The sequence below is a fragment of the Mesorhizobium sp. B2-5-4 genome, assembly GCF_006441095.1.
In the GTDB taxonomy this organism is placed as follows: Bacteria; Pseudomonadota; Alphaproteobacteria; order Rhizobiales; family Rhizobiaceae; genus Mesorhizobium; species Mesorhizobium salmacidum.
In genome coordinates, this window is sequence record NZ_VFUR01000008.1 from 55,732 (window position 1) to 81,770 (window position 26,039).

The 26,039-nt window shown below is 62.7% G+C and carries 26 protein-coding genes and 1 pseudogene; 18 read left to right on the top strand and 9 right to left on the bottom strand.

The features are described from left to right. On the top strand, positions 1-948 hold the full coding sequence (locus tag FJ492_RS12205) for a cation diffusion facilitator family transporter (RefSeq protein WP_140504840.1): 948 nt from the start codon (positions 1-3) through the stop codon (positions 946-948). A 112-nt stretch (positions 949-1,060) separates the two neighbouring features. Here the strand turns inward: FJ492_RS12205 and FJ492_RS12210 are convergent, their stop codons facing one another. After that, on the bottom strand, positions 1,061-2,158 hold the full coding sequence (locus tag FJ492_RS12210) for a hypothetical protein (protein ID WP_140770035.1): 1,098 nt from the start codon (positions 2,156-2,158) through the stop codon (positions 1,061-1,063). Positions 2,159-2,254: 96 nt separating this feature from the next. Between FJ492_RS12210 and FJ492_RS12215 the strand changes: the two genes are divergently transcribed. The 3 genes from FJ492_RS12215 (at position 2,255) to FJ492_RS12225 (ending at position 3,918) form a co-directional block, all read left to right on the top strand. Beyond that, positions 2,255-2,692, top strand: coding sequence for a DsrE family protein (locus FJ492_RS12215; protein ID WP_140712540.1), 438 nt, complete (start codon positions 2,255-2,257; stop codon positions 2,690-2,692). A 72-nt stretch (positions 2,693-2,764) separates the two neighbouring features. Continuing rightward, on the top strand, positions 2,765-3,550 hold the full coding sequence (locus tag FJ492_RS12220; RefSeq protein ID WP_140770037.1) for an SDR family oxidoreductase: 786 nt from the start codon (positions 2,765-2,767) through the stop codon (positions 3,548-3,550). Positions 3,551-3,609: 59 nt separating this feature from the next. After that, on the top strand, positions 3,610-3,918 hold the full coding sequence (locus tag FJ492_RS12225; RefSeq protein WP_140504832.1) for a putative quinol monooxygenase: 309 nt from the start codon (positions 3,610-3,612) through the stop codon (positions 3,916-3,918). Here FJ492_RS12225 and FJ492_RS12230 read toward each other — a convergent pair. Continuing rightward, positions 3,915-4,805, bottom strand: a complete 891-nt coding sequence (locus tag FJ492_RS12230; RefSeq protein ID WP_140770039.1) for a LysR family transcriptional regulator — start codon at positions 4,803-4,805, stop codon at positions 3,915-3,917. The genes FJ492_RS12225 and FJ492_RS12230 overlap by 4 nt on opposite strands. 148 nt (positions 4,806-4,953) lie before the next feature. Here FJ492_RS12230 and FJ492_RS12235 point away from each other — a divergent pair, with 148 nt between their 5' ends. After that, positions 4,954-6,489: an MFS transporter gene (locus FJ492_RS12235; protein WP_140770041.1), complete on the top strand. Its 1,536-nt coding sequence runs from the start codon at positions 4,954-4,956 to the stop codon at positions 6,487-6,489. A 38-nt stretch (positions 6,490-6,527) separates the two neighbouring features. Here the strand turns inward: FJ492_RS12235 and FJ492_RS12240 are convergent, their stop codons facing one another. Next, on the bottom strand, positions 6,528-7,304 hold the full coding sequence (locus FJ492_RS12240) for an alpha/beta hydrolase-fold protein (RefSeq protein ID WP_140770043.1): 777 nt from the start codon (positions 7,302-7,304) through the stop codon (positions 6,528-6,530). A 5-nt stretch (positions 7,305-7,309) separates the two neighbouring features. Next, positions 7,310-8,476 (bottom strand): ATP-grasp domain-containing protein, encoded by a 1,167-nt coding sequence (locus tag FJ492_RS12245; RefSeq protein WP_140770045.1) that lies wholly within the window; start codon positions 8,474-8,476, stop codon positions 7,310-7,312. 394 nt (positions 8,477-8,870) lie between these two features. Here FJ492_RS12245 and leuA point away from each other — a divergent pair, with 394 nt between their 5' ends. The 4 genes from leuA (at position 8,871) to FJ492_RS12270 (ending at position 14,357) form a co-directional block, all read left to right on the top strand. Then, the gene (gene leuA / locus FJ492_RS12255; protein WP_140770047.1) at positions 8,871-10,610 is read left to right on the top strand and encodes a 2-isopropylmalate synthase; all 1,740 of its coding nucleotides are present in this window, start codon (positions 8,871-8,873) and stop codon (positions 10,608-10,610) included. 248 nt (positions 10,611-10,858) lie between these two features. After that, on the top strand, positions 10,859-12,625 hold the full coding sequence (locus tag FJ492_RS12260) for a tetratricopeptide repeat protein (RefSeq protein WP_140770049.1): 1,767 nt from the start codon (positions 10,859-10,861) through the stop codon (positions 12,623-12,625). 206 nt (positions 12,626-12,831) lie between these two features. Then, complete coding sequence (locus FJ492_RS12265; RefSeq protein ID WP_140770051.1) at positions 12,832-13,632, top strand: alpha/beta fold hydrolase; 801 nt, start codon at positions 12,832-12,834, stop codon at positions 13,630-13,632. A 110-nt stretch (positions 13,633-13,742) separates the two neighbouring features. Then, positions 13,743-14,357 carry a hypothetical protein gene (locus tag FJ492_RS12270; RefSeq protein WP_140504814.1) on the top strand — a complete coding sequence of 205 codons (615 nt, stop codon included), beginning with the start codon at positions 13,743-13,745 and terminating at the stop codon, positions 14,355-14,357. On the opposite strand, the gene FJ492_RS12275 is transcribed toward FJ492_RS12270, so the two are convergent. Beyond that, entirely contained in the window at positions 14,341-15,270 is a 930-nt protein-coding gene (locus FJ492_RS12275) for a metallophosphoesterase (protein WP_140770053.1), read from the bottom strand. The two genes, FJ492_RS12270 and FJ492_RS12275, sit on opposite strands and share 17 nt — an antisense overlap. 53 nt (positions 15,271-15,323) lie before the next feature. On the opposite strand from FJ492_RS12275, the pseudogene FJ492_RS12280 reads away from it, so the two are divergent. After that, positions 15,324-15,822, top strand: a pseudogene (locus tag FJ492_RS12280) (NUDIX domain-containing protein). 1 nt (position 15,823) lies between these two features. Here the strand turns inward: FJ492_RS12280 and FJ492_RS12285 are convergent. Continuing rightward, positions 15,824-16,816 (bottom strand): glutathione S-transferase family protein, encoded by a 993-nt coding sequence (locus tag FJ492_RS12285; RefSeq protein WP_140770055.1) that lies wholly within the window; start codon positions 16,814-16,816, stop codon positions 15,824-15,826. A 267-nt stretch (positions 16,817-17,083) separates the two neighbouring features. Between FJ492_RS12285 and FJ492_RS12290 the strand changes: the two genes are divergently transcribed. From FJ492_RS12290 to FJ492_RS12310, 5 genes are all read left to right on the top strand, one after another. Further along, positions 17,084-17,608, top strand: coding sequence for an N-acetyltransferase (locus tag FJ492_RS12290; RefSeq protein ID WP_140504806.1), 525 nt, complete (start codon positions 17,084-17,086; stop codon positions 17,606-17,608). A gap of 147 nt (positions 17,609-17,755) precedes the next feature. Beyond that, positions 17,756-18,517 (top strand): 3-hydroxyacyl-CoA dehydrogenase, encoded by a 762-nt coding sequence (locus tag FJ492_RS12295; protein ID WP_140712564.1) that lies wholly within the window; start codon positions 17,756-17,758, stop codon positions 18,515-18,517. 105 nt (positions 18,518-18,622) lie between these two features. Further along, positions 18,623-19,390 carry a HugZ family protein gene (locus FJ492_RS12300; RefSeq protein WP_140770057.1) on the top strand — a complete coding sequence of 256 codons (768 nt, stop codon included), beginning with the start codon at positions 18,623-18,625 and terminating at the stop codon, positions 19,388-19,390. A 164-nt stretch (positions 19,391-19,554) separates the two neighbouring features. Then, positions 19,555-19,899, top strand: a complete 345-nt coding sequence (locus tag FJ492_RS12305; RefSeq protein WP_027146391.1) for a metalloregulator ArsR/SmtB family transcription factor — start codon at positions 19,555-19,557, stop codon at positions 19,897-19,899. Between the two features lie 119 nt (positions 19,900-20,018). Further along, positions 20,019-20,813, top strand: a complete 795-nt coding sequence (locus FJ492_RS12310; RefSeq protein ID WP_140712568.1) for an RNA methyltransferase — start codon at positions 20,019-20,021, stop codon at positions 20,811-20,813. Between the two features lie 42 nt (positions 20,814-20,855). Here FJ492_RS12310 and FJ492_RS12315 read toward each other — a convergent pair whose 3' ends face one another. Continuing rightward, positions 20,856-22,010 (bottom strand): hypothetical protein, encoded by a 1,155-nt coding sequence (locus tag FJ492_RS12315; RefSeq protein ID WP_140770059.1) that lies wholly within the window; start codon positions 22,008-22,010, stop codon positions 20,856-20,858. A 153-nt stretch (positions 22,011-22,163) separates the two neighbouring features. Further along, positions 22,164-22,700: an EipA family protein gene (locus tag FJ492_RS12320; protein ID WP_245262388.1), complete on the bottom strand. Its 537-nt coding sequence runs from the start codon at positions 22,698-22,700 to the stop codon at positions 22,164-22,166. Between the two features lie 384 nt (positions 22,701-23,084). Between FJ492_RS12320 and FJ492_RS12325 the strand changes: the two genes are divergently transcribed. Then, on the top strand, positions 23,085-23,714 hold the full coding sequence (locus FJ492_RS12325; protein WP_027146387.1) for a histidine phosphotransferase family protein: 630 nt from the start codon (positions 23,085-23,087) through the stop codon (positions 23,712-23,714). Between the two features lie 244 nt (positions 23,715-23,958). Continuing rightward, complete coding sequence (locus tag FJ492_RS12330; protein WP_140504796.1) at positions 23,959-24,327, top strand: response regulator; 369 nt, start codon at positions 23,959-23,961, stop codon at positions 24,325-24,327. A 161-nt stretch (positions 24,328-24,488) separates the two neighbouring features. Here the strand turns inward: FJ492_RS12330 and ctrA are convergent, their stop codons facing one another. Continuing rightward, entirely contained in the window at positions 24,489-25,184 is a 696-nt protein-coding gene (gene ctrA / locus FJ492_RS12335) for a cell cycle two-component system response regulator CtrA (RefSeq protein ID WP_006203583.1), read from the bottom strand. A gap of 451 nt (positions 25,185-25,635) precedes the next feature. Here ctrA and FJ492_RS12340 point away from each other — a divergent pair, with 451 nt between their 5' ends. Next, on the top strand, positions 25,636-26,013 hold the full coding sequence (locus FJ492_RS12340) for a flagellar export protein FliJ (RefSeq protein WP_027146385.1): 378 nt from the start codon (positions 25,636-25,638) through the stop codon (positions 26,011-26,013). Positions 26,014-26,039: the final 26 nt, after the last annotated feature.

Sequence of the window (26,039 nt, forward strand, 5' to 3'; positions counted from 1 at the left end):
ATGGCCGAAGCCGAGAACACCATGGCGATCGCGGCGAAAACCGCCGCGAAGCGCAAGGTCGCCAACCTCGCCTTCTGGTCGATCGTGGTCGCCTTTGTCGTGCTCGCGCTCAAGGCCGCCGCCTGGTACGTGACCGGATCCGTCGCGCTCTATTCGGACGCGCTGGAATCGATCGTCAATGTCATTGCCTCGATGGCCGCCTTCTGGGCGATCCAGGTCAGCTACAAGCCGGCCGACCAGGATCACCCTTTCGGCCATCACAAGGCCGAGTATTTCTCGGCCGTGCTCGAAGGCGTGCTGATCGTGGTCGCCGCGCTTTTGATCCTGAGCGAGGTCTGGCGCTCCTGGCAGACCCCGGCCCCACTCGAACAGCCTTGGGAAGGCCTTGCCGTCAACGGCGTCGCCACCGCCATCAATGCTTTCTGGGCCTGGACGCTGATCCGCGCGGGCCGAGCCGAAAAGTCACCGGCGCTGGTCGCCGATGGCAACCACATCATGACCGATGTGGTGACCTCGGTTGGCGTCTTCGGCGGCCTGGTCGGAGCGATCCTGACCGGCTGGCAGATTCTCGACCCGGCATTGGCCGTCATCGTCGCGCTCAACATCCTGTGGCAGGGCTGGCATGTCATCGGCTCGTCGATGAATGGCCTGATGGATCGGGCCGTCGATACGGCGGAGCACATGCGCATCCGCGACATCATCTCGGCCAATTGCAAGGGCGCTCTGGAAGTGCATGATCTCAAGACCCGCATCGCCGGCCGCGCTACCTTCATCGAGTTCCATCTTGTCGTCGATGCAGACATGTCGGTTGGCGCCAGCCATATCATCTGCGACCGCATCGAGGACGCGCTGAAGGCCGACATTCCCTCGGTGCGGGTGACCATCCATGTCGAGCCCGACGACGAGGCCAAGCTGCCCAAGGGCACGACCGCAGTGCCGTTTGCTTGATGCGGTTAGAACGGCTGGAAGATTGGCCGAAGCCCTTCCTCCTTCGTCATCCTGGGGCGAAGCAGGAGCGAAGCTCCGTCGCGGAGACCCTGGGATGACGAAGCGCCAGGTCTCAAGGCGCGCAGGCCGATTGCGGCATTGACTCCAGCCGATAGACCTTGTCGTCGGACGCGGTCTTGCCGACGGCCGCCTTCGAGCAGAGGTCGACAACCGCCAGGCTGCTATTGGGATTGGCCAGCATGATGGTGCCGTTGGCGCCGCGCTTGAGGAAGATTTCCTTTTGCGCGATGTCGCAGGAAAAATTGCTCGTCTTCGAACTCGCGGCACAACGCCACTGGTCGGCTTCGCCCTGGCACGAATAGGTCTGCGTGACCTTGGCCACCTTCTGCCGCGTGGTGACGGAGACGACAATGTCAGCGCCGTCGGGCCAGTTCGCGACATCGTCCCCGGAGGCGAAGGAGGCCAGTTCCACCGGCCCGCGGAACACCCGGATCGACTGGGTCAGTTGGTCGGGATGCGAACTCATATGCGCCGCGTCATAGTCGCGCCCGTAGCAGAAGGCCTGGTCGGGTTTGAACCGCTCGCGCAGCGGCGGCCCGAGCGCCGGATCGATCGGATCGATCCGCGCGAACTCCGCCTTGCAGGTTGCGGGGGGCATCGGGTCGAGGCGGAAATTGTCGTCTTCCTTGCCCAGCGCCTGCCTGTCGTATTCAGCCGTGCCGAGTTCTTCTTCCGAACCGGCGTCGAGATAGATATCGGACGACAGGTTCGACAGGATCAGCCTGCCCTTGTCGTCGACCTTCAGCGACGCCAGCGTGCGGTCGCATTCCATGCCGCAGCGGATCTGGCCCGATTTGCCGTCCTCGGACTCGTGATTGCACCAGCCGCCGGCCCATTCCGGCGCCTTGGCGCCGCGCACCGTGGTGATGAGGAAACCATTGTAGGATGTATCGGAATTCGCGCTCGGTTCCTCATTGGGACGGCTGACCGGATCATGGCCATAATAGAAGAAGATCCGCGCCACCTTCTGCATCGGATGCGCCTTGAGGTGCGCCGCGTCATAGACCCGGCCGAAACAGGCGTCCGCCCCGTTGGGGCTGAGTTCGGTGAACTTGAGCGCATCGCCAGAAAAAGCAGAACCCGTAAGTCCGCCAAGCAGTGCGGCGCCGAACCCGGCGCCGGCGAGCGTTTTCCATTCCCTGAACGCCATGTGACCCCCTCCTCCGCATCGACAGGACGTGACGTCAATTTATGCTAGTATTGCGGCTTGAGCCACGCAAATCGCGGTGAAATCTGAGGGGATGCCATGCGCCGACGTGACATGTTCCAGGCGGTTCTCGCCGGAGCCGGAACGCTTCTCGGCCTGCGCGCGGTACAGGCAGCGACCACCGAGCCTGTCAGGTTGAAGGTCGCCTATCATCTCAGCGATCTCGACAAGGTCAATTTCGTGCTCGGCAACGTCAAGAACCACTATGAGGGCACCGGCGGCAATGTCGAGATCGCGCTGGTCGTGCATGGTCCGGCGCTTGCCGCCTTCAAGTCGAAGGGCATATCGGCGGCGATTTCGGGGCGCTTTACCGGTCTTGTCCAGCAAGGGCTCGACCCGCATGCTTGCGGCAACACCATGCACGGCATGGACATCACGCTCGCCGACCTGCTCCACGGATTCCATACCGCCGACAAGGGCGGCGTCGTCAAGCTCGCTGAATTGCAAAGCCAGGGCTATGTCTATCTCAGGCCTTGAAGCGGCACTGACTTGAATGCAAGGGTTGGCAAGACCCACCAAGATGTCGGAAAATCCCCCGGAGGAACAGCAGTGCCAGAGACAGCCCTTGGTCTTGTCATCCCCGATCTCGCCGGCAAGGCGGTGCTGGTCACCGGTGCCTCGACCGGCATCGGCGCGGCGCTCGCGCTCGCCTACGCCGAGCAGAAATGCAAGGTGGCGCTGCACTATAATTCCAGCCGCGATGCCGCCGAGAAACTCGGCCGGACCATTCGTGACGGCGGCGGCGAGGTCTTCCTTGTCCAGGGCGACTTTTCTCTCCCCTCCGATGTCGAACGCGTCGTCGAGGACAGCGCGCGACATTTCGGCCGCCTCGACGGGCTGGTCAACAATGCCGGCGGCATGCTTGGCCGCATCCCCTATGCCGAGCAGACCGAGGCGCATTACGACGCGGTGATGGACCTCAACGCCCGCTCGGTGCTGACCGCCTCGCGCAAGGCGATGCCATGGCTGAAGAAACAGGGCGGCTTCATCGTCAACACCTCATCGATCGCGGCGCGAAACGGTGCAGGTGGCGGCGCGGGTCTTTATGGCTCGGCCAAGGCCTTCGTCTCCAACGTCACGCGCGGTATGGCCAAGGAACTGATCGGCTTCGGCATTCGCGTCAACGCCGTGGCGCCGGGCACGATCCTCACCCCCTTCCACGAACGCTATTCGACCGATGAGCAGGTGAAGGGCATGGTCGCAACCATTCCGCAGGGCCGCGCCGGCACGGCGCAAGATTGCGTCGGAGCCTATCTGTTCCTCTCATCGGACCTGTTGAGCGGCTACATCACCGGCCAGGTGATCGAGGTCAATGGCGGCCAGTTGATGCCTTGACCGGCGACCGGCATACTGGACACACTCCTTTCGCGCCAACCCAGGGGGAAGACGAGGACATGTATGGACTGATCGGCAAGATGCGGGCGGCGCGCGGCCAACGCGACGCGGTCATGACTGTGCTGCGCGAGAGCACCGGCGCCCTGCCCGGCTGCCTGAGCTATATCGTCGCCACCGACCCTGCCGACGCCGACGCGATCTGGGTGACCGAAGTGTGGACCGATCAGGCAAGCCACAAGGCATCCCTGCAGCTTCCCGAGGTGCAGGCGGCGATCGCCAAGGCACGGCCCTTCATCGCCGGCTTCGAGTTCCAGGTGGAAACCCATCCCGTCGGAGGCTTCGGCCTGCCAGAGAGCAAAACTGGCTAAGGCGCGCGCGCTGCAAGGCGCTCGGGCAGGAAATCGACGAAGACGCGCACCTTTGGCGACAGGTGGCGATTGGAGGGCCATAACATCCGGAACTGGCCACGACCGTCGACATGATTGTCCAGCACGGTGCGCAGCCTGTCCTCGCGCAGCGCCTCCCGCACCAGGAAATCGGGCATGCAGGCGATGCCGAGTCCGGCAATCGTGGCGCCTTTCAACGCTTCCATGTTGTTGCAGGTCAGCATCGAACGGATCAGCGGCTGGGCGCTGCCGGTAATGAATGGCCAGTCCAGCAGCCTGCCGCTGTTGAGATAGCGGAAGTTTATGCCGAAATGCCCGATGAGATCCGCCGGCACGCCGGGTATGCCATGGCGATCGAGGTAGGAGGGTGCCGCGCACAGCAGCATGCGGAAGGGCGCAATGGGTTTCGACACCAATCGTGAATCGGGCAGCTCGCCGCTGCGGATCGCGACGTTGATGCCTTCTTCGATGACGTCGACGATCCGGTCGTTGAAATCGATATCGAGCTCGATCTCGGGATAGCGCGCCATGAACTCCGACAGCACCGGCAGCAAAAGATGGTAGGTGACGATCGGGGTCGAGACGCGCAGCCGCCCACGCGGCGTCTCCCGTGTCCGCGACAGCATCGCCTCGGCATCGTCGATGTCGTCGAGAATGCGTCGCACGCGCTCGTTGAACAGCTTGCCCTCCTCCGTCAAGCCGATCCGCCGCGTGGAGCGCTGCAGCAGCCGCACGCCGAGCTCCTGTTCGAGCCGCGCCACACTTTTGCCGACCGCGGAAGCGGAGATGCCGAGCGCCCGCCCGGCGGCGACGAAGCTGCCGAACTCGGCGGTGCGGGCGAAGGCCAGAAGGCCGCTTAGGCGATCCATCATACTGCTCCATTCGAGCGTTTCAGTCCGTTATGTCGAGATATTTGATACCATTTCTCCGGAGCCGTCGCAGACCTATCTTGGTCCGCATGACCGGGCGCCGCGATTGAGCGGCATGCCGGCGCAGACTACTCAGATAGGAAGATCCATGACCTTGAAGATCACCGCCGGCCCGGCCGAGAGATGGCTCGTGCTCTTGTCCGTATGCCTTGCTGCCATGACGATGCCCCTGACCTTCACCGGCCCGGCCGTCGCGCTCTCCCGCATCGCGGCCGATCTCGGCGGCAGCCCGATCGCGCTCAATTGGGTGACCAACGCCTTCATGCTGACCTTCGCCGCCAGCCTGATGGCGGCGGGCGCTCTGGCCGATAATCATGGCCGCAAGCGGATCTTCTTCGTCGGCCTCGCCCTCTACATCCTCGCTTCGCTCGGCGCGATGCTGGCGCCCGACATCGCCTGGTTCGATATCTTCCGGGCCGCGCAAGGGCTCGCCAGTGCATTGGCCTTTGCAGGCGGCGCCTCGGCACTTGCCCAGGAATTCGAGGGACCATCGCGGCTGCGCGCCTTCTCCTTTCTCGGCACCAGTTTCGGCATCGGGCTGGCCTTCGGCCCGATTGCCTCGGGCCTGCTCATCTCCGCATTCGGCTGGCGGTCGATCTTTGTTCTGGTCGTGGCACTCGCGGTTGCCTCGGCAATTCTTGGCCTGCGCACCATCAGGGAATCGCGTGACCCGGATGCGACCGGCCTCGACTGGGCGGGCGCCGGCACGTTCACCGTCGCGCTGGCCTCTCTGACCCATGGCGTGTTGCAGGCGCCGCAGAGCGGCTGGGCCGATCCTCTTGTCGTAACGCTTCTCGGCGTGGCCGTCCTTTGCTTTGGGCTGTTCGTCGTCGTCGAGCGGCGCGTGCCCCGGCCGATGCTCGATCTCACCCTGTTTCGCTATCCGCGCTTCGTCGGCGTGCAGTTCCTGGCGGCGGCGCCCGCCTACGGCTTCGTCGTCCTGCTCGTGCTTTTGCCGATCCGCTTCATCGGCATCGAGGGGATGAGCGAAATCAAGGCCGGCCAATTGATGATCTGCCTCTCCGGACCGTTGCTGGTCCTGCCCTTGCTGGCCGGCCAACTGGCGCGCTGGATCGCTCCAGCCACGATCTGCGGCGTCGGCCTGCTCGTCGCGGCGGCCGGTTTGGTCTGGCTGAGCCTGACGCCATCGATCGGCGTCGCGCTGGTCGCGCCGCTGATCCTGATCGGCGTCGGCATCGCCTTGCCCTGGGGATTGATGGACGGGCTCGCCGTCAGCGTCGTGCCGACCGAGCGGGCCGGCATGGCGGTCGGCATCTTCAACACCACCCGTGTCGCTTGCGAGGGTGTGGCACTGGCCATCGTCATGGCGACGCTGTCAGGCTTCACCGCCGCGCAACTCGCCGCTCGAGGCGCTGTGTCTTCCAGCGATGCGGGCTCCGCCGCGCAATTGCTGGTGACCGGCAATGTCGGCGAGACCGCGCAACATTTGCCGATGGCCGGCGCCACCGTTCTGGTCGAGGCCTATGAAACGGCGTTCGACAGGCTGCTGATCGTGCTGGCGGCAATCACCATTGTCACCGCCCTTGTCGTCTTTCTCAGCCTGCGTCGCGGATCGGCGGCGGAACACGAGGTCGTGCCGCTGCCGGCCTGCCAGGAAGGGTAGGCATCAGCCATTTGCAGGACAGCTGGATATCAATGCACCTAGTCCAGTCTGTGCATCAGATCGTCATCAAGCCAGCGGCCGAAGAAATAGGCCAGCTGCTTGTGCCACCACGGCCAGTCGTGGCTGACGTCGCCACCCCAATAATCGACCCAGGCGGGAATGGATTTGTCGCGCAGGATCTGTTCCAGCTGGCGCGTATCGACCAGCATGCGCTCCTCCCAGGCGCCCTGCCCGCAGCAGAAGATCAGCCTGAGCGCCTTCAGCCGCGCCAGCAGTTTCGGGTCGACGATCCCTGGCAGATAATCGAGCGGCGAGTTGTAGAAGATCTCCCCGTCGAGCGCCTTGCCGAAGAAATCGCGCGCCGAATAGACCCCCGACAGCGAGATGACGCCGCTGGCGAGTTCGGGAAAACGGAAGACGAAGTTCGAGGAATGGTAGCCCCCCATCGAACAACCTGAGAACAGCGGCTTCAGCCGCCGTCCGCCATTGGCCTGCGCGGCGGTTTCCAGAAATACCGGCAGCGCCTCCTCGCGTAGGTAGCGGAAATAGGCCTCGTGGCGGGCGATACGGTGCGCGGCATCGACATGCCTGGCGAAGAAGGATTCCGAATCGATGCCGTCGACGGTGAACAGCTGGATGCGGCCGGTGTCGATGAATTCGGCGAGCGCCCCCACCCCACCGGAATCCTCGAACTGGTAGAACCGGCCCTGCGAGGTCGGGAACACCACGACAGGCCGGCCGGCATGGCCGTAGCGCTTGTACTCCATGTCGCGGCCGAGATTGGGGGCGAAAGCCTTGTGATAGGATATGTCCATGGGCCTCAAGCCTTTTCCGCGTGGATATAGGCCACCGCCTCGCGCAGCTCCGCCTGATCCTTCGAGCGCATCTGGTAGGCGTAATTCCCCATGGCGCGGCTGAAAACCTCTTCTATTGGCTGATGATGAACGATCTTGTCGCGGTGCGCGGCTAGCACGTCCGCATGGCTGTGCAAATAGTCGAGGTGGCGCTTGCGGCTGGCATAGGCGGTGAAATACTTGCCCTCATAAGGGCCGCCGGCGGCATCCTTGACCACCATGTCCGCCCACGCCGCGTAGACATCGATGTCGAACGTGTAGTTGATAGCGTCGGTCATCCATGCGCCGGGCGGGCGCATGTTGACCTCCAGCGCGATGATACGGTCATCCCTGGTCTCGAACAGCTCGATGTGGAAAAAGCGTTCGCGCACGCCGAATGCTTTCAGGATCTTGCGGCCGGCCTCCTCGACAACAGGCCTGATCCGGGGAAAGCAGGTGTAACTCATGTGGCGGTCCTTGTTGACCACATCCATGACGCTCTGGTCGTAGCGGTGGCTGGCCGCCAGCACCACCTCGCCGTCGCGGTTGACCAGCCCGTCATAGGTCACCACCAGCCCCTCGATGAACTGCTCCATGACGAAGGTCACATCCTCCGGCTTGTCCCGGAAGAAGTGGTCGAGCTCTTTCGCATTGGAGATCTTGAACGTGTTCGAAGCGCCGGAGCCTGAGTCCGGTTTGACCACCACGGGATAGCCGACGCGGCGGATGAAGGTCATGGCGCCGGCCCGGTCGGAACATTTGCGCTGTGCGATCGTCTCGACGCCGCTCTTGCGGAAAAAGGCGCGCATACGACTCTTGCGCTTCAGATTCTTCACGAAATCGAGCTTGGTGCCGTAGATGTTGAAGTCTGTGCGGATGTTGGCTTCCAGTTCCAGCCAGTGCTCGTTGAGCGATTCGAACCGGTCGATGCGACCCCATTTGTGGATGAAATGCCCTATCGCCCGGAACACCGGCTCATAGTCCTCCATGTCGGCTACGCGGTAATATTCCGAAAGCGCTGCCTTCAGCTTGCTGTCCAGAGCGTCAAAGGGTGCGTCGCCAATGCCGAGCACCGTCGCGCCGGCCTTCTTCAGCCGGTCGCAGAAATCGGCGCCATTGGCGGGAAAATGCGGCGAGAAGAACACGAAATTCATGGACAACCCCCTGCCGGCGGCACCCCGCCACCGGTCAAGTCTGGCGCATTTGCAGCGCGCGGGGAAGAGCACCCACGCTAGGGATAAAATTCGGCCCCGCTTGCCTCCAACAGGCCGCTCCTGTATGAGAGCGGCCATGAACACGCGCGCCACCACCGCTTCCCGTCGGACCGGCTTTGCCGGCGAGACCGTGCGCGCGCTTGCCTCGACCCTGCTTCTTCTCGGCCTTATCGGCGATCGCCGGGTTCGCTGAAGGAGCGCCCGGCGGTCGAACCGCCGCGCAAGCGCATGCTCCTTGGCAAATCATATCAAGCGAACGAAATTCTGGTAAAGGCGCCGCTTGGCACCACATCCGCCTGAAAGGTGGACCCGCCAGCCGCCGGGAGAAACGACGATGAACGCACGAGAAGACATCCGCGCCAGCGAGGCCGCTACCGGCAAGCAAGGTGGCCGGGGCATGCCGGACGCAGCCCGAAAATATCAGCCCTACCCTACCGTCGGCCTCACCGACCGGACCTGGCCCTCGAAGGTCATCGACAAGGCGCCTATCTGGTGCTCGGTCGACCTGCGCGACGGCAACCAGGCGCTGATCGATCCGATGGGCCACGAGCGCAAGGCGCGCATGTTCGGCCTGCTGCTCGACATGGGCTTCAAGGAGATCGAGATCGGCTTCCCGTCGGCTTCGCAGACCGATTTCGATTTCGCCCGCTGGTGCATCGAGGAAGGCAATGTGCCGGCCGATGTGTCGTTGCAGGTGCTGGTACAGTGCCGGCCCGAACTGATCAGCCGCACCTTCGAGGCGCTGAAGGGCGCCACCAACCCGATCGTGCATTTCTACAACTCGACCAGCGAGTTGCAGCGCCGTGTCGTCTTCGAGAAAGATGTCGGCGGCATCAAGCGCATCGCCACCGACGCCGCCAAGATGATCACCGAGATGGCGGCCAAGGCCGGCGGCGGCTATCGCTTCGAATATTCGCCGGAGAGCTTCACCGGCACCGAACTCGAGGTCGCGCTGGAGATTTGCAACGCCGTCACCGAGATCGTCAGGCCGACGCCTGACAACAAGCTGATCATCAACCTGCCGTCGACGGTCGAGATGTCGACGCCCAATATCTATGCCGACCGCATCGAGTGGATGTGTCGCAATCTCGACAACCGCGAAAACCTGATCATCTCGCTACATCCGCACAATGACCGCGGCACCGGCATCGCCACGACCGAACTCGGCCTGATGGCCGGCGCCGATCGCGTCGAAGGCACGCTGTTCGGCAATGGCGAGCGCACCGGCAATGTCGACATCGTCACGCTGGCGCTCAACATGTACACGCAAGGCGTCGATCCCGGCATCGACTGCTCCGACATCAACCGGATGAAGGACGTCTACGAATATTCGAACCAGCTGAAGATTCCCGAGCGCCATCCCTATGTCGGCGAGCTCGTCTACACCGCCTTTTCCGGCTCGCACCAGGACGCCATCAACAAGGGCATGAAGGCCTTGAAGAAGGCCAACACGCCGCATTGGGAAGTGCCGTACCTGCCGATCGATCCGGCCGATGTCGGCCGCAGCTATGAGGCCATCATCCGCATCAACTCGCAGTCGGGCAAGGGGGGCATCGCCTATGTGCTGCAGGCCGATTACGGCCTCAATTTGCCGCGCAACCTGCAGATCGAGTTCAGCCAGGCGATCCAGGCGATCACCGACGCCGAAGGCAAGGAAGTGCCGGCAAAGCGTATTCATGACCGCTTCCTCGAAACCTATGTCGACCAGCCGGGCGCCCGGCTGAAATTCCTCGACCACAACACCTATCCGGATACCGAGGTGAAGGGCCGGCGCGTGGTCGAGGCGGTCATCCTCGACAATGGCAAGCAAATGACGATATCGGGCACCGGCACCGGCCCGATCGACGGCTTCGTCGATGCGCTGTCGCGCCATGTCGGCGTCGAGATGTCGGTGCTCGATTATTCCGAGCATTCGATGCAGCGCGGCTCGAATGCGTCGGCAATCTCCTATGTCGAGATGGAATATCCCGGCGGCAAGCTGTTCGGCGCCGGCATCAACACCAACATCGTCGCCGCTTCGCTGGAAGCGGTGACGTCGGCGGCCAACCGTATCGTCGGCCGCAAGGCGCGATAGCATCGGCGGTCGGCGGCGCGGGAGGCAGGAGCAGCTCCCCTCGCGCCGCCATTTTTTCAAGCCCGCACAAGGCTTTGGCCTCGACTGGCCTCCCACGACCATCCCGTGACCGACACCGGCCCGGACGTTAACCACCGGAAAAATATCCGGTGAGGTACGCGATCGCATAATGCGTGTATACTTGTATGGCGGTGCGGGCATTATATGATCCGTGCCTTAACCTGTGCCGACTTCGAGAGGATCGACACTTGCAGCATGCCACGCCTGCCGCCCCCGCAGTGCGCGAAACATTGGAGCGACTGCTTGCCAGCGAAACGTTCGGAAGATCCGAACGGGCACGCAAGCTGCTGCGCTATCTTGTCGAGCGCGAACAGGCAGGCGAAGCCGATAGGCTCAAGGGCTTTTCCATCGCCATGGATGTCTTTGGCAAGGATGGCGATTTCGATCCTTCGACCGACGCGGTGGTGCGGGTTCAGGCCGGCCGGCTGCGCGACTTGCTGCAGCAGTATTTTGCCAATGAAGGTGTTGCCGAGCCTGTCCGCATAGCCATTCCGCGCGGCGGCTATGTCCCGGCCTATGAGCTCAATGCAATCCGCTTGCCGGAGACGTCCCAATCCGCCGTCCAGAACGGAGCGGCGGCTCCATCGGCGCAACGCGACACTGCCGAAAGTGCCATTCCGGCCGCTGCCTTGCCGGCACCGATGGTCGCGTCGGCGCCGGCGGTGGCACGTCACCTTAGATTTTTCTGGATGGCGATCGCCGTTGTCATCGCCATGCTTGGCGTTTTGATCCTGCGTCAGGGCAGCGGTGCGCTGCTGGCAGGCGGCGACCTTGCGGCCACGCTCGAGACCGCGAGCCTGACCGGCAGCGTCGCGTCGTCCAGCGAGGACTTGCCGCTCGTCTACATCGCCGTCAAGGCCAGCGGCACGGATGCCAGCCGTGTCGCCGCAACACTGCGCGCCGGCCTGAGCGGCTTCGATACGATCGACTTCATCGGTCGCGACACGGTCGACACGACCGATCCGGTCACCAATGCCACGAGCTTCATCTTCGACATTCTGCCTGGACCGGATACGGGTGACATCACGATCGAACTGCAGAGCGTGGCGACCGGACGGGTGCTTTTGTCGCGCAACCTGACCGCCGCCGACAGCGCACCGACCGCCGTCGAGAGCCGTATAGCCGGCATCTTGACGTCCGCTCTTCCCGATTCCGGCACGATCTACAGCTATCTCGAACAGAGCGGCATACAAGCCGGCCTGACGCAGTGCCTGTTGTTCAACGGCAAATACTATCTCGACCAGAACGCCAGGACCCACGAGGCCGCCTATCGCTGCCTCGAAAACCTCGCCGAAAACGGCGCCAAATCGTCGCTGGTTTATTCCGAGCTCGCTTCGTTGCAGCTCGAGGCCGTGAACGACCACTACGCCTACCCGCCGGATGCGACGATCGACAAGGCGCTTACATTCGCCCACCGCGCCGTGCAGATGGGACCGACCAGCCCCAACGCGCATCGCGCCTATGGCTACATCTATTCGCGACTTGGCAATGCCGACGAGGCGCTGCGCTGGATGCGCAAGGCCTACGATCTTAACCACTATGATATAGCCATGGCTGCCGCCTACGGCTACGGACTGATTTTCGCCGGCCGGTATGCCGAGGGGACGCCGATCATGGCCCAGGCCGTGGACGCCTCCAGCGGTCATCCGACATGGTGGGATTTTGGACTTTTCGCCGGCGAACTCATGCTGGGCGACACGAACAAGGCGGCGATCGCCAGTTCCTCTTTGAGAACGACCGCAATGAAATCGCACTATCTTGCCGCCCGGCTGATCGGCGCCAAGATCGCCGGTCAGGACAATCTGGCGCGCAAGCTGCTCGACGAGCTGAACGCCAAATTTCCGAAATTCGCCGCCAATCCGCGCGCCACCTTCGTTGACCGAAAATATCCGGCCGATCTGACCGAGCGCTTGGTCGGCGCGTTACGCGCCGCCGGACTCGGCAGCGCTGGCTAACGCCAAGCGATATCCACGGCTTGTCCCGCTGACCATTGTCGATTTCGTACGCACCGATCACCGAATATCGGTCAGCTGGCGAGTTCTGTCGTCAACCGTACAAATCGCGAAAATTTTACTGGCCATCGCGCAGGACGAGGCGCAATCCAGCCACAATTGACCGTGGTCTCGCGTTTCTCATAGCCCTGCAACAAGTCCCCAGCTTCATGATTTCATCGCTTCATGCCACCGAACAAGGTGCCGGTTCGAAGACCATCGTTCTACTGCATGGTTTCGGCGGCTGCCACGATATTTGGCACGAAGTGGTCCCGTCGCTGTCGCCTGCCGCTCGCACACTCGCTTATGACTTGCCGGGGCACGGGCAGTCGCTCGATTTCCCCGGCGCCGGCCCGGCCAAGGTGGCGGCAAGGGCCGTCCTGGCCGATCTCACCGCGCGATCTCTGAAGCGCGTTCATCTGGTGGGCCACTCGATGGGCGGCGCGGTGGCGGCGTTGATGGCGCTGGCCGAGCCCCAGAAGGTGGCGTCGCTGACGCTTCTGGCGCCTGGCGGCTTCGGCGCGGAGATCAACGGTCCGCTGTTGCGCCGCTTTGCCGCCGCAAGGCGCCCACCCGACATCCGGGCGTGCCTCGTCGCGATGTCGGGACCACTGACGCGGCCCATCGATCACACCGTGGACGCCCTTGGGGACATGCGCGAGCGACCCGGCCAAGTGGAGAAACTCATCGAGATTGCTGCCGCCATGACCAGCGACGACCGGCAGGGCGTCATCCCGCGCGACCGGTTGGAAACGCTGGCCATGCCGGTGATGGTGGTATGGGGCAGCGACGACTCTGTGCTGCCCTTTACCCACACGGATAATCTGCCCGCGCAATTTCACGTGCACCACGTGCTGGGAGCTGGCCATATGCTGATCGAGGAGGCGCCCGATCTGGTCGCCACGATCATCCAGCGCAACATGAACCGCCGCGCCAGGCCCTTGCGCCCGAAACTCGCCGCGACCGGTTGACACGTCCCGCGCGACCCCGCCCGGACGCCTCGCCCGCCTTGATCTCGCCAGTGCATTTTGCCGGCGGCTGTGTTAACTGCATGTTAACCAAACCCGCGAGGCCGACGCCGATGAAGGACGCAGGCGAGAAGATCGATCCATCAAGCAAACTGTCCGACGCCATCCGTGACGTGAAGAACGCCTTCGCTGACCGCGACGATGTCGTCGTCGACATGCGCGAGGCGCACCGCATGCGCCTCGACCTCCTGGCCGCGGACCTCGCACCCGTCTTTGCCGACGTTCCGGCCGACATGGACAATTTCGACTTTGTCGTCTCCTCCGGGCTACAGCCGCGCCTGTGGATCGACGCCGTCAGCCATGTCGCGATGGGACGCGATCGCCGCACCTACCGCTTCCTCAAGGACACACGCGTTGGCCGGGTCGTGCTTGCCGAATCGACCGAGATGAAACCTGTCGCCGATTCCGTGACGCGTTATGTCGCCGAGCGCATCGTCGAACGCCAGAGGATGATGGAGGGTGGCGTCGAGCCGGCGGTCGCCGGCATGAGACGCGCCAAGGTCGCGGAAGCCGAGCCGCCGCTGCGAGCGTCGACGCAAGGCAGGGGCTGGTCGGCCTTCCTGTCCGGCCTTGGGCTGATCGCCGCCGGCGGACTGGTTGGTCTCGCGGTGTCGGCTGCGCTGTTCTGGGACCGCCTCGCGGCCATGGTTCTCAACTGGCGGCCATAGCCGCGTCGGCCTCGATACCGAGCTCCAGGGTCTGCAGATCGGCAGGCGGTAGGGACGGCCCGGTCAAGCCGCGCCGCGTCAGGTGGATACGCCAGTTTCCCTTTTCGCCGTCGATCTCGAACAGATTGTACTGCGCGGCGGGATGTTTGCCGCCTGGCGCCTGGCCGGCGGCGGCGACGCCGACGAACGGGACCTTCGCACCGCGGAGTCCGATCTGGAACAGCGACGGCAGATGTGAATGGCCGTGCAGCACAAGCTCCGCGCCGTGACGGCGGATGATCTTGTGAAAGCGGGCTATGCCGAACAGCCGCTTGTGCTGGGAGACGGCGCCCCGCACCGGGGGGTGATGGATCATGATGGCGCGGAACAGCCCCTGCTTTGCCGTGCTCTCGAGGATCTTGCCGAGCCGAGCCGCCTGCTCCTCCATGAAGAAACCATTGGCCATGAAAGGCGCCGTGGCGCGCGCCGTCGAGACGCCGATCAGCGCGACGTTGCCGCGCACGCGCAGATAGGGGAAGGCATTGCGGTCGACCGGCGTGTTGACACCGTCGCCGCTCATCCACGCCGCCCATGACCGGCAGATCTTGTCGAAGGCACCGGGCACATAGGCATCATGGTTTCCCGGCACGACCGAAACATCATGCGGCGGCCCCAGCGTCTCGAGCCAGTGTTTGGCCATCTCGATCTCGCCGTCGAGCGCCAGGTTGACGAGGTCGCCGGTGACGGCGAGATGGTCCGGGTTTTGCGCCTTGATGTCGGTGACGATGGCGTCGATGACGGCATCGTGCATGTGGCGGCGGCGATTGCGCTGCCAGTTGACGTAGCCGAGCACGCGCTTGGACGCGAGATCGCGATAGGATACATCGGGGAGCGGCCCCAGATGGACATCGGAAATATGCGCGAGCCTGAACATTCCTCCTTCATAGGCGACGTGCACGCGGCTTTCCACCCACGGTTTCGCTACTGATGGCGACCGATGAGGAGGCTCCGTTCCGCCAGACCGGCTGGGCGGGTTTGAGAGCCCGGCTGTTCCATCTCTATTTCGTGCTGCGACGGCCGATGACGCTCGGTGTGCGCGGCCTGATCCACGATGCCTCCAACAATTCCGTCTTCCTCATTCGCCACACCTATGTGCCGGGCTGGCAGCTTCCCGGCGGCGGCGTCGAGATCGGCGAGACGATGACCGAGGCGCTGGCCCGCGAACTCGCCCGAGGAAGGCAACATCGCGCTGGCCGCGCCACCGGTTTTCAGATCGATGCATTTCAACCGCCGCGCCAGCCCCCGCGACCATGTCGGCTTCTACCTGGTCGAGCATTTCAGCCAAACCGCGCCGAAACTGCCCGACCATGAAATCGCCGAGGCCGGCTTTTTCCCGCTCGATCGCTTGCCGGAAAGCACGACGCCGGCAACGCTGCGGCGGATCGCTGAGGTTTTTAGGGGCGAGCCGGCATCGGCTTACTGGTAGGTCAGGCTGCAGCCTTCCTGAACCGCCCCCGATCATGCCGCGCACCATAGTCGAGCGCCGGCCCGACCGGTATGATCCGGGTCGGATTGATGATCGCGTGGCTGCCGTAATAATGCGCCTTGATGTGGTGCAGGTTCACCGTCTCGGCGACACGAGGCACCTGATAGAGGTCGCGCAGATAGTTCGACAGGTTCGGATAGTCGGCGATGCGGCGCAGGTTGCACTTGAAATGGCCGACATAGACCGGGTCGAAGCGCACCAGAGTGGTGAACAGCCGCCAGTCGGCCTCGGTAATGCGGTCACCAACCAGATAACGTTGCCTGGAAAGGCGATCTTCCAGCGCATCGAGCGTCGAAAACAGCTCGCCGAACGCCTCCTCATAGGCCGTTTGCGTGGTGGCGAAACCGGCGCGATAGACGCCATTGTTGATGGCGGGATAAACCAGCGCGTTGATTGCGTCGATCTCGCCACCCAAGGCTTCCGGGTAGAAATCGAGGCTGGCATCACCCCATTCGTCGAAGGCCGAATTGAGCATCCGAATGATCTCGGAGGATTCGTTGGAGACGATAGTCTGTTCCTTTTTGTCCCATAGCACCGGCACCGTCACCCGGCCCGAATAGGCCGGATCGGCCCTGGTGTAGATCTGGTGCAGGAAGTCGAGGCCGTAGAGCGTGTCCCCTGTCGCGCCGTCCTCGGCCAGGAACGTCCAACCATCAGCACCCATGAAATGGTGCACCACCGATACCGAAATAATGGCGTTCAGCTTCTTCAGCGCGCGAAAGATCAGCGTCCGGTGCGCCCAGGGACAGGCGAGCGAGACATAGAGGTGATAGCGGCCGGGCTCCGCCCTGAAGCCGCGGCTGCAGCCTTCGACCGGTGTGCCGTCGCGCGTGATCCAGTCGCGCCACTGCGACTGCGCCCGCACGAACTTGCCGCCACTGTTTTTCGTGTCGTACCAGCGGTCCTGCCATTTGCCATCGACGAGCAATCCCATGAATTGTCCTTTCGCGTTTCCCGTCATGTAAGGCGCGATGCGGCAAGGCGGAAATCCTCCAGGGCTGAACAGACCGTCAATCGGTAGGGCCAGCGAAGCCGTCGATTGCGGCGGGCGAAAATTGATGCTAGCGGACACTCCGCATGTTCGACTTTGCCTTGATCCGGTTTGACCGACGACGAAAGGACGCCCGCGCTTGATGAAGCGCTGACTGGCGAACGCTGCCGTTTGCAGCAACCTTTCCTCCTCTACCGGAACGCAACGACCATGAGCCTTGCCGACGTGAAGTACCTGCCGGAAACTCCGGCGCACGATCCTGAAATCGAAGCCATCAACGACGAGGCCTTCGGCCCCGGCCGTTTCGTGCTGGCCGCCTACAAGATCCGCGAGGCCGGCGGCCACGAGCGCGCGCTGTCCTTTGTCGCGGTCGACGGCGACCTCGTCGTCGCCTCGGTGCGTATGACGCGCATTGCGGCCGGTGCCGGCCGGGCGCTGATGCTCGGGCCGCTCGCGGTGCGGCCCGCCTTCAAGAATCTCGGCATCGGCCGCCGGCTGGTGAAAATCGCGCTGGAAGCGGCCGCCAAGGCCGGTGCGCCCGCCGTGATGCTGGTCGGCGACGAGCCCTATTACGGGCCGCTCGGCTTCAAGCGCATTCCACGCGGCCAGATCTCGATGCCGAGGCCTGTCGACCTCGACCGCCTTTTGTCGCACGAGATCACGCCGGGCGCGGTTGCCAGGCTCATGGGCGAGGTCGGTCACGCCAGCCAGGCCAGGGTCGCCGAGCACGCCTAGGGCAGCTCCAGGAAAGTATGAACGGGTTCCGCAGTTCGCCGTTTCTGCAAGACAGCGAACTGCCCCATCTTGACCTTGTCGGTCGATCCGGGCCTGATCCGTCCCTGTTTTCATAGAAAAGCCCATACTCACAGGAAGGATGACGCCATGACCCCCAACGGCCAGATCGCGATCGTGACCGGCGGCGGCTCCGGCCTCGGCGAGGCGACCGCTCGCGCGCTTGCCGCCAAAGGGGCCCGCGTCGCCATCCTCGATGTCGGCATCGAGCGCGCGGCCAAGGTTGCTGCCGAGGTCGGCGGCATCGCCGTCCAGTGCGATGTTGCAAGTGCCGACAATGGCGCCGCCGCCCTCGCCGATGTCGCCGCCAGGCTGGGCGAGCCGCGCATTCTGGTCAATTGCGCCGGCATCGCCATCGGGGTGAAGACGATCGGCAAGGATGGACCCCATCCGCTTGACCAGTACCGCAAGGTTATCGAGGTCAATCTGATCGGCACCTTCAATATGATCCGCCTGGTTGCCGACCGCGCCGCGAAACTCGAGCCGCTGCAGGGCGGCGAGCGCGGCGTCATCGTCAACACCGCCTCGGTCGCCGCCTATGACGGGCAGATCGGCCAGGCGGCCTATTCCGCCTCCAAGGGCGGCGTGGTCGGCATGACGCTGCCGGTGGCGCGTGATCTCGCCCGTTCCGGCATCCGGGTCTGCACCATCGCGCCCGGCATCTTCAAGACGCCGATGATGGCCGGCATGCCGCAGGACGTGCAGGATTCGCTGGGCGCCGCCGTGCCCTTCCCGTCCCGCCTTGGCGAACCATCCGAATATGCCGCGCTTGCGCTGCACATTGTCGAAAACCAGATGCTGAACGGCGAGACCATCCGTCTCGACGGCGCCATCCGCATGGCGCCGAAATAGAGCGTGCGCCCAACGGCGCGAAATGCGGCGGGTGCCTCACCTTGCCAAGTTCGGCACGTCGGCCGATAAGTGGAATAGGAAAATCAACTTAGCAGGACGAGAACCTTGGGCGACCGGAAGAAGGATGTGATCCGCGAGACCGACGCCGAGGCGATCCGGTTGGCGAAAACGCTTCTGCGCAGCGCCCGCTTCGGCGCCCTGGCGGTGCTGGAACCAAGGACCGGATCGCCACTGGCGAGCCGGGTCGGCATCGCCACCGACATCGACGGCGCACCGCTTGTCCTGGTGTCGATGCTCGCGGCGCACACGTCAGCGCTGCTTGCCGATCCGCGCTGTTCCCTGCTGCTCGGCGAGCCCGGCAAAGGCGATCCGCTGGCGCATCCGCGGCTGACGCTGGCCTGCCAGGCATCGCGGCTGGAGCGCGGCTCGCAGGCGCATGCCAGTGCCGAGCGCCGCTATCTCAACCGCAATCCCAAGGCGAGCCTCTATGTCGGGCTCGGCGACTTTTCGATCTTTCGCCTTGAGCCGCAACACGCCAGCCTCAACGGCGGCTTCGGCAAGGCCTATCAGCTCGAACGGCTCGACCTTCTCACCATTGGGCCCATCATCGAGGAACTCGCCGGAAGCGAACAATCGGCCGTCGAGCACATGAATGCGGACCATCTCGACGCTATCGCCGTCTATGCCCGTCATTTCGCCAAGGCACCCGGCGACGGCTGGACCATTGCCGGTTTGGACGCCGAAGGCATCGATCTGGTGTCGGGGGACAATACTTGCCGGGTATTTTTTCCACAACCGTTGATAATGGTGTCGGAACTGCGTCCCGTTCTGGTTGCCATGGCCAGGGCCGGCAGGGCCGCATCGGAGGTATAAGACGCGACTAAATTGCATTTGATCAAAAGCAACGCTTGAGATTTGAAAGAAATGTTCTAGGCTTGGATGTGGTGCTGACTCGTCGGCACCTTCACAAGTGAATTTATGGATTCAGGCACCATTGCCCCCATGGCGCCTCGATGAGCAAACAGCATGGGGCATCAATGGTCTCGACAAAGCTAATCGCCAACGCCGAATCGGCTGCCGAATTTCTGATGCTGATGGGCAACGAAAAACGGCTGTTGATCATGAGCTATCTGATCGACGGTGAAATGTCGGTCGGCGCCATCGCCGAAAAGGTGATGCTCAGCCAATCCGCTCTCTCGCAGCACCTGGCCAAGTTGCGGGCGCTCGACATCGTGGACACCCGGCGCGATCGTCAGATGATCTACTATTCCTGCAAATCCGATGCGGTGCGCGAACTGCTCACCATGCTGGATGGCATTTTCGGCAGCGGCAAGGAAGATCTGTCCCAGATGGCGCAGAGGTTGCGCCGCGCCGGGACTTGACCGCACGCTGCCGCGGCCGCTTACCTTGCTGACGATCTCCGGAGCGTGGCTCGTGTGTCTTTCCCGGCACACGAGCCACGCTCTTTATTGTTGAGCGGGACATGATTGTTGAGCGGGACATGGACCCAATACGAATCGACGATCCACGCGACCCGCGCGTCGCTGCCTATCTCGATATCCGCGAGCGCGATCTGGCGGGCCGGCAAGGCCGTTTCGTCGCCGAAGGCAAGGTGGTGCTCGACCTGCTTTTGTCGTCGCGCCGCTTCAGCGCCGAATCCATCCTGATTCTGGAAAACAGGCTTGGCGGCCTGGAGGACATGCTGCGCAAGGCACAAGCGGACCTGCCGGTCTATGTCGTCGCCGGTGCGGTGATGGACGCGATTGCTGGATTCCATATGCATCGCGGCATCCTGGCCATCGGCCGCAAGGAAGCACCGCACCCGGCCGCCTCATTGCTGGATGCATTGCCCGCCCAAGCTCTGGTCGTCGTGCTTGTCGGCATCGCCAACCATGACAATATGGGTTCGATCTTCCGCAATGCCGCCGCTTTCGGCGCCGACGCGGTGCTGATGGACACGACATGCTGCGACCCGCTGTACCGCAAGGCGATCCGGGTTTCGGTCGGCGCCGCGCTCAAGATCCCTTTCGCGTCCTTCACCGACACGGCGGAATTCACGGCGGGTCTCGATCGGCGGGGCTATGACCAGTTCGCACTGTCACCGCGCGGCCGGATCGACATTCGCGATGCACCGCGCGGCGAGCGGCTGGCGCTCTACCTCGGCACCGAGGGTGAAGGCCTGCCCGAAAGCCTGCTTTCCCGCTTGCAAACGGTACGGATCACCATGTCGAAAGGCTTCGACAGCTTGAACGTCGCTGCCGCCTCGGCCATTGCCCTGCATCATTTCTCGCACTGACGATGATTTTGAGTGCGACGAAGGCGGCTAGCCCGCACCGCGTCAGTCGGCTTCTGCTTTCTGCAAGGCGCGCACGCGGTCGGCGAGGCTGCGGACATGGCCGGCGGAGCGGTTTTCCTGCGGTGCCGCCAGCGCCTTGGCGATCTGCGAATCAGGGCCCTCGAGCTTGGCAGTCAGATGGACAACCTCCGCAGCCAGTTCGTTCATCTGCTCACGCAGCGCGGCGCCATTGCCATTCGTCAAGCCCAACGATGCCGCGGCGCCGAGGTCCGCCTTCAGGCGCTTGTTCTCACGCGCCAGCGCCATAAGCCTGGCCTCCAGCCGCTCGCGGTCACCGTCGAGCCTGGCAATCGCCCGGTCCACGTCGTCGCGCTTGCCGGCCTCGTCGTGCCGACCCGCTTCATCGGGCTTGCCGACCAGCCGCAAGGCCGATGCGCCGTCCTCGGCTTTCGCTTTTTCCCGCAACCGCGCCAACTCCTTTTCGCGCCGATCAAGCTTGTCCTCACGGTCGGCGAGCGTTGCGAGCAGCCGCTCGACCTTCTTGTCGAGTTCGGCGGCCCTTCTCTTCTCGGCCTTCAGGGCATCGCGTGCGGCCTTGCTTTCGGCCGCGATCTCCTGGCTGCGCCGGTCCGCTTCCTTGCGCTGGCCGCGCAGCAGCGAGATGTCGCTGGCGAGCTTCTGCAATTCGGATTCGCGGGCCACGAGCTCGATCTGGCGGCTGCTGGAGGCAAAACTGGCATCGTCATACATGTGCTCCAGCTTCTCGATATCGAGCGCCCGCCTTTCCAGTTTTCGTTCGGTTTCCTTGAGCCGCTCCGAAAGCTGATGCAGTTCTTCTTCGCGCTGCCGCAACGCTTCGCTCTTGGCGCCGAGTTCGGCGAGCGCATTGTTCTTGTCCATGCGCTCGACCGCCAGCCCCTTCAGCGCCTCGTGGCCGCGATTGATCTCGACGAGTTGTTCGGCCACTTTCTCGCGCAACGTCTTGACGTTGATTTCAAGTCGGCGCGTCGACATGGCGTACTCGGCCCGGATCCGGTCCTTGTCGGCTTGGATTTCAGCTCGCGTCAGCGGGATGGAGGCTTCGATGCGCCTGCGGGTCAGGGCGACGGCACGCCGCCAGACGGCCGGAGCCACCATCAGCGCCAGAAAGCCGGCACAGAGAAAGCCAAGGGCAAAGAACAGGACCGACTGAACCAAAGGACTACCCGTTATCGACGACAACTTGGAAGGCTGGACTGTGCCATCTTGGCATGGCGGAAATCCGGCACCGCGGCAAGGGCTTGCCGCGGCTCATTCGGGTCGTGGCTCGGGAATCCGGTCGAACGGTCCACGTCTTCATCATCGGACAGATCAGAACGGGTTCCAGGTCGCCCGCTCGGTCAGTTTCAAGTAGCCGAGATTGACGCCGAGCCGGGCGCCGACGCCGGTACGGATCGGCACCAGCAGCACATTGTTGTTCTTCAGCACGTTGAAGCCGACACCCGCCACCACATAGGCCGAACCGGCGACGCCGCCATAGCGATTGTAGAGATTGCCGACATCGTCGAGATTGTAGACCAGCATCATCACGCGTGACCCCTCGCCGCCGAAATCCCAGCCCAGCGACGGGCCTTGCCAGAACACTTTGTGATCGCCGGCATTCTTGGTGTAGAGCGTGCCTTCGCCATAGGTCAGGCCGCCGATCAGCGCACCGGATCCCTCCTCGCCGAGCAGATAGCCGTTAGGCAAACCGTAGGAGGCGAAAATCTTCTCCACGACCGTGGCCAACCCGCCCGACGTTGCGCCGAAGAACTTGTGGCCGGAATCGACAATCTCCTGAGCGGTGTACTCCTGGGCCCGCAAGGGCGATGTCGTGAAGACGAGAACGCCCATGAGCGTGAACGCCATTGAGAGGGCACGGAGAAAACTCCGGTCATACAATCGGGAAAACATGCTTCCAATCTCCGTCATGAAGCACTTTCGCCGACGCCTCGCATCCGTACGGCTCTTTAGGCGGCCGTTAAGGATGACTGTTAGGGGCAAACTATGCCGTAATCCTTTTTCAACCATTAAACTCCCACATGAAGATGGCGGTTCGAAGGCTGTTTGGCCGCTCAAGGGGACACGCAGCCTGCGTGAATGCGCCATATGCCATGACGACAATTTGGATTTGTTGCTGCATGCGCGGGCGCTGTGTATTCAGAAAGCCTTGGGTTGAAGCGTGATTCGTGTGGGCAGGCGCGAAGATCGATCGCTCGGCCACGAACTGGAAGATTTGCAGGGATTTCGCCGATGGCCGAACTGTTCACCCTTTCCGCTCCCGATCTGGCGGCGCTTTTGTGCAGCCGCGTCTGCCACGACATCATCTCGCCGGTCGGCGCGATCAATAACGGGCTTGAACTGCTCGACGAGGGCGGCGCCGACGAAGACGCCATGCGGCTCATCCGCCAGAGTGCAAAGAACGCCTCGGCTCGCTTGCAGTTCGCCCGGATCGCCTTCGGCGCCGCCGGTTCGGCGGGCATGATGATCGATACCGGAGATGCCGAGGCCGTCGCCATTGCCTTCCTCAAGAACGAAAAGCCCGAATTGGTCTGGAACGGAATCCGCGCGCTGCTGCCCAAGAACAAGGTCAAGCTGCTGCTCAACCTGCTCCTGGTCGCCAATGCCGCCATTCCGCGCGGCGGCAAGCTGGTGGTGACGCTCGAAAATCTCGAAACCGAGCCGCGTTTTTCGCTTTCGGCAAGCGGGCCGATGCTGCGTGTGCCGCCGAAATTCCTCGAACTGCATTCCGGTCACAAGCCGGAGGAGCCGATCGACGCTCATTCGGTGCAGCCCTATTACACGCTGCTGCTGGCCCGCGAGGCCAACATGACGATTTCGATCCATGCAACGGCTGAAGAAATAGTCCTTTCGGTGGTCTGAAATCGGCGCGGCAGCGCGACCGAACAAAGTATTTCAATCTGAAATATTTTATTGACACGGCAATCGGGCGCGATGATCTTTGACACGCCGGCAACGTCGAAGCATCCTCAAGGAAAAATCAGCCTAACGGCATCTTTGCAAAAATTTTACCTAACGGCTTTTCAGCTTCTTTACCAGATCGGTCTAGGCTACGCCGCAGATGCCCCGCACGACCGGATTGTCCAAGGGCAAAGAGGACCCGGAAATGAAACGCTGCATGTTCGTCGACGATTCAAGCGTCATCAGGAAGGTTGCAAAACGCATCCTGGGCGGTTCCGACATGATGGTCATCGAGGCAGCCAGCGGGCTTGACGCACTGGAGATGTGCGCCGCCGACATGCCCGACATCATAGTCATCGATGGCGCCCTGCCGGACGTGCAGGCGATCGACCTCATCCGGCGCCTGCGCGCGATGGAAAGCCCGATCAAGCCGCAGATCCTGATCTCACTGGTCGAGCTCGATATCGCGTCGATCATGCGGGCCAAGCGCGCCGGCGCCCAGGGCTATCTGTTGAAGCCCTTTAATCGCCCGCAACTGCTCGAACGCTTTCGTGCTCTGAAGATCGCGGCCTGATCGGAAGCTACGCCAGGCAAACGGCGTGGCGGTCCGCCGCCTCGCGGTGCAAAAACAAATAATTATCAGTCCACAATGCAAAAACCCCCGAAGGTTGCGTCCAACTTTCGGGGGTCAGTTCACATGGCCAGGTTTTTTAAGAAACGCTCTGCCGGTCGCGCTCAGGCGCTGACGCGGATGTCTTCCGGTTCGCGCAGCACATAGCCGCGGCCCCAGACGGTCTCGATGTAGTTCTGGCCACCGGACGCGGCGTCGAGCTTCTTGCGCAGCTTGCAGATGAAGACGTCGATGATCTTCAGTTCCGGCTCGTCCATGCCGCCATAGAGGTGGTTGAGGAACATTTCCTTGGTGAGAGTGGTGCCCTTGCGCAGCGAGAGCAGCTCCAGCATCTGGTATTCCTTGCCGGTGAGGTGCACGCGCTGGCCACCGACCTCGACGGTCTTGGCGTCGAGGTTGACGACCAGATCGCCCGTGGTGATGACAGACTGGGCGTGACCCTTGGAGCGGCGCACGATGGCGTGAATGCGCGCCACCAGCTCGTCCTTGTGGAACGGCTTGGTCATGTAGTCGTCAGCACCGAAACCGAGGCCGCGTACCTTGTCCTCGATGCCGGCCATGCCGGAGAGGATCAGGATGGGCGTCTTTACCTTGGAGAGGCGAAGCGTTCTCAAGACCTCGTAGCCAGACATGTCTGGCAGGTTGAGGTCGAGAAGGATGATGTCGTAGTCGTAGAGCTTGCCCAGATCGACACCCTCTTCGCCGAGGTCTGTCGTATAGACGTTGAAACTTTCCGATTTCAGCATCAACTCGATGCTTTGTGCGGTTGCACTGTCATCTTCTATCAGCAGAACACGCATTTCATTCCCCTTTTCTGCCGCCGGACCATTTCACGACCCGTCCTGCCCCGGAGCAGTGGTTGCCTGGTATAGAGGCTGCCATCGAATGGTTAACAAAACCTAATTTCCCGTCCAATACGGTATCAGATTTTTTAACCCCTTTCTACACCCTCTTGAATCTAATAACGAATCACAGACCAAAATTCCTAATGCGACACATTAATAACCTGGACTAAGTGACTCCAGGGACTCATCGACGCGGCTTCGCTTCGGCGGCCGGAATTTTTACCCGGCCTTAAGCCCTGACACGTATGATTAACAATGCCCGTAAACGAATGGTTACCGTCGGCAAAAAACTTTAGGGTTTTGTTTCCTATAGTGCGGGGAAAGCCGGTGGATACGGGCAGCGCTTGGGCCTTTTCAAGTGGTTTGGACGATATGTGCGGGTGTGCGTTTCCGGGAGTACCGAATCATGAAGTCACGTGAAAACCTCGTTCGGCTGAAACAGTTTCAGGTGAATGAGAAGCGTCGTCAGATGCTGCAACTCGACATGATGATCGCCGAGTTCGAGCGCATGGCCGTCGAACTGGAGCTTCAGATCACCGCCGAGGAAAAGAAAGCCGGCATCACAGATATCAATCATTTCGCCTATCCGACCTTCGCCAAGGCCGCGCGCCTGCGCCGCGACAATCTCAGGAACTCGCAAGGCGACCTCGCCCAGCAGCGAAGCGCCGCCGAATCATTACTCGGCGAAGCTGAAGCGGAGCTTTCCAAGGCTGAGATGCTGGAATCGCGCGATACCAAGATTCGCGAAGCCGAAACCGGTGGCCGCAGCGCCATGATCGGCTGAACCAGCCGACATCGGCGCTATTTGGC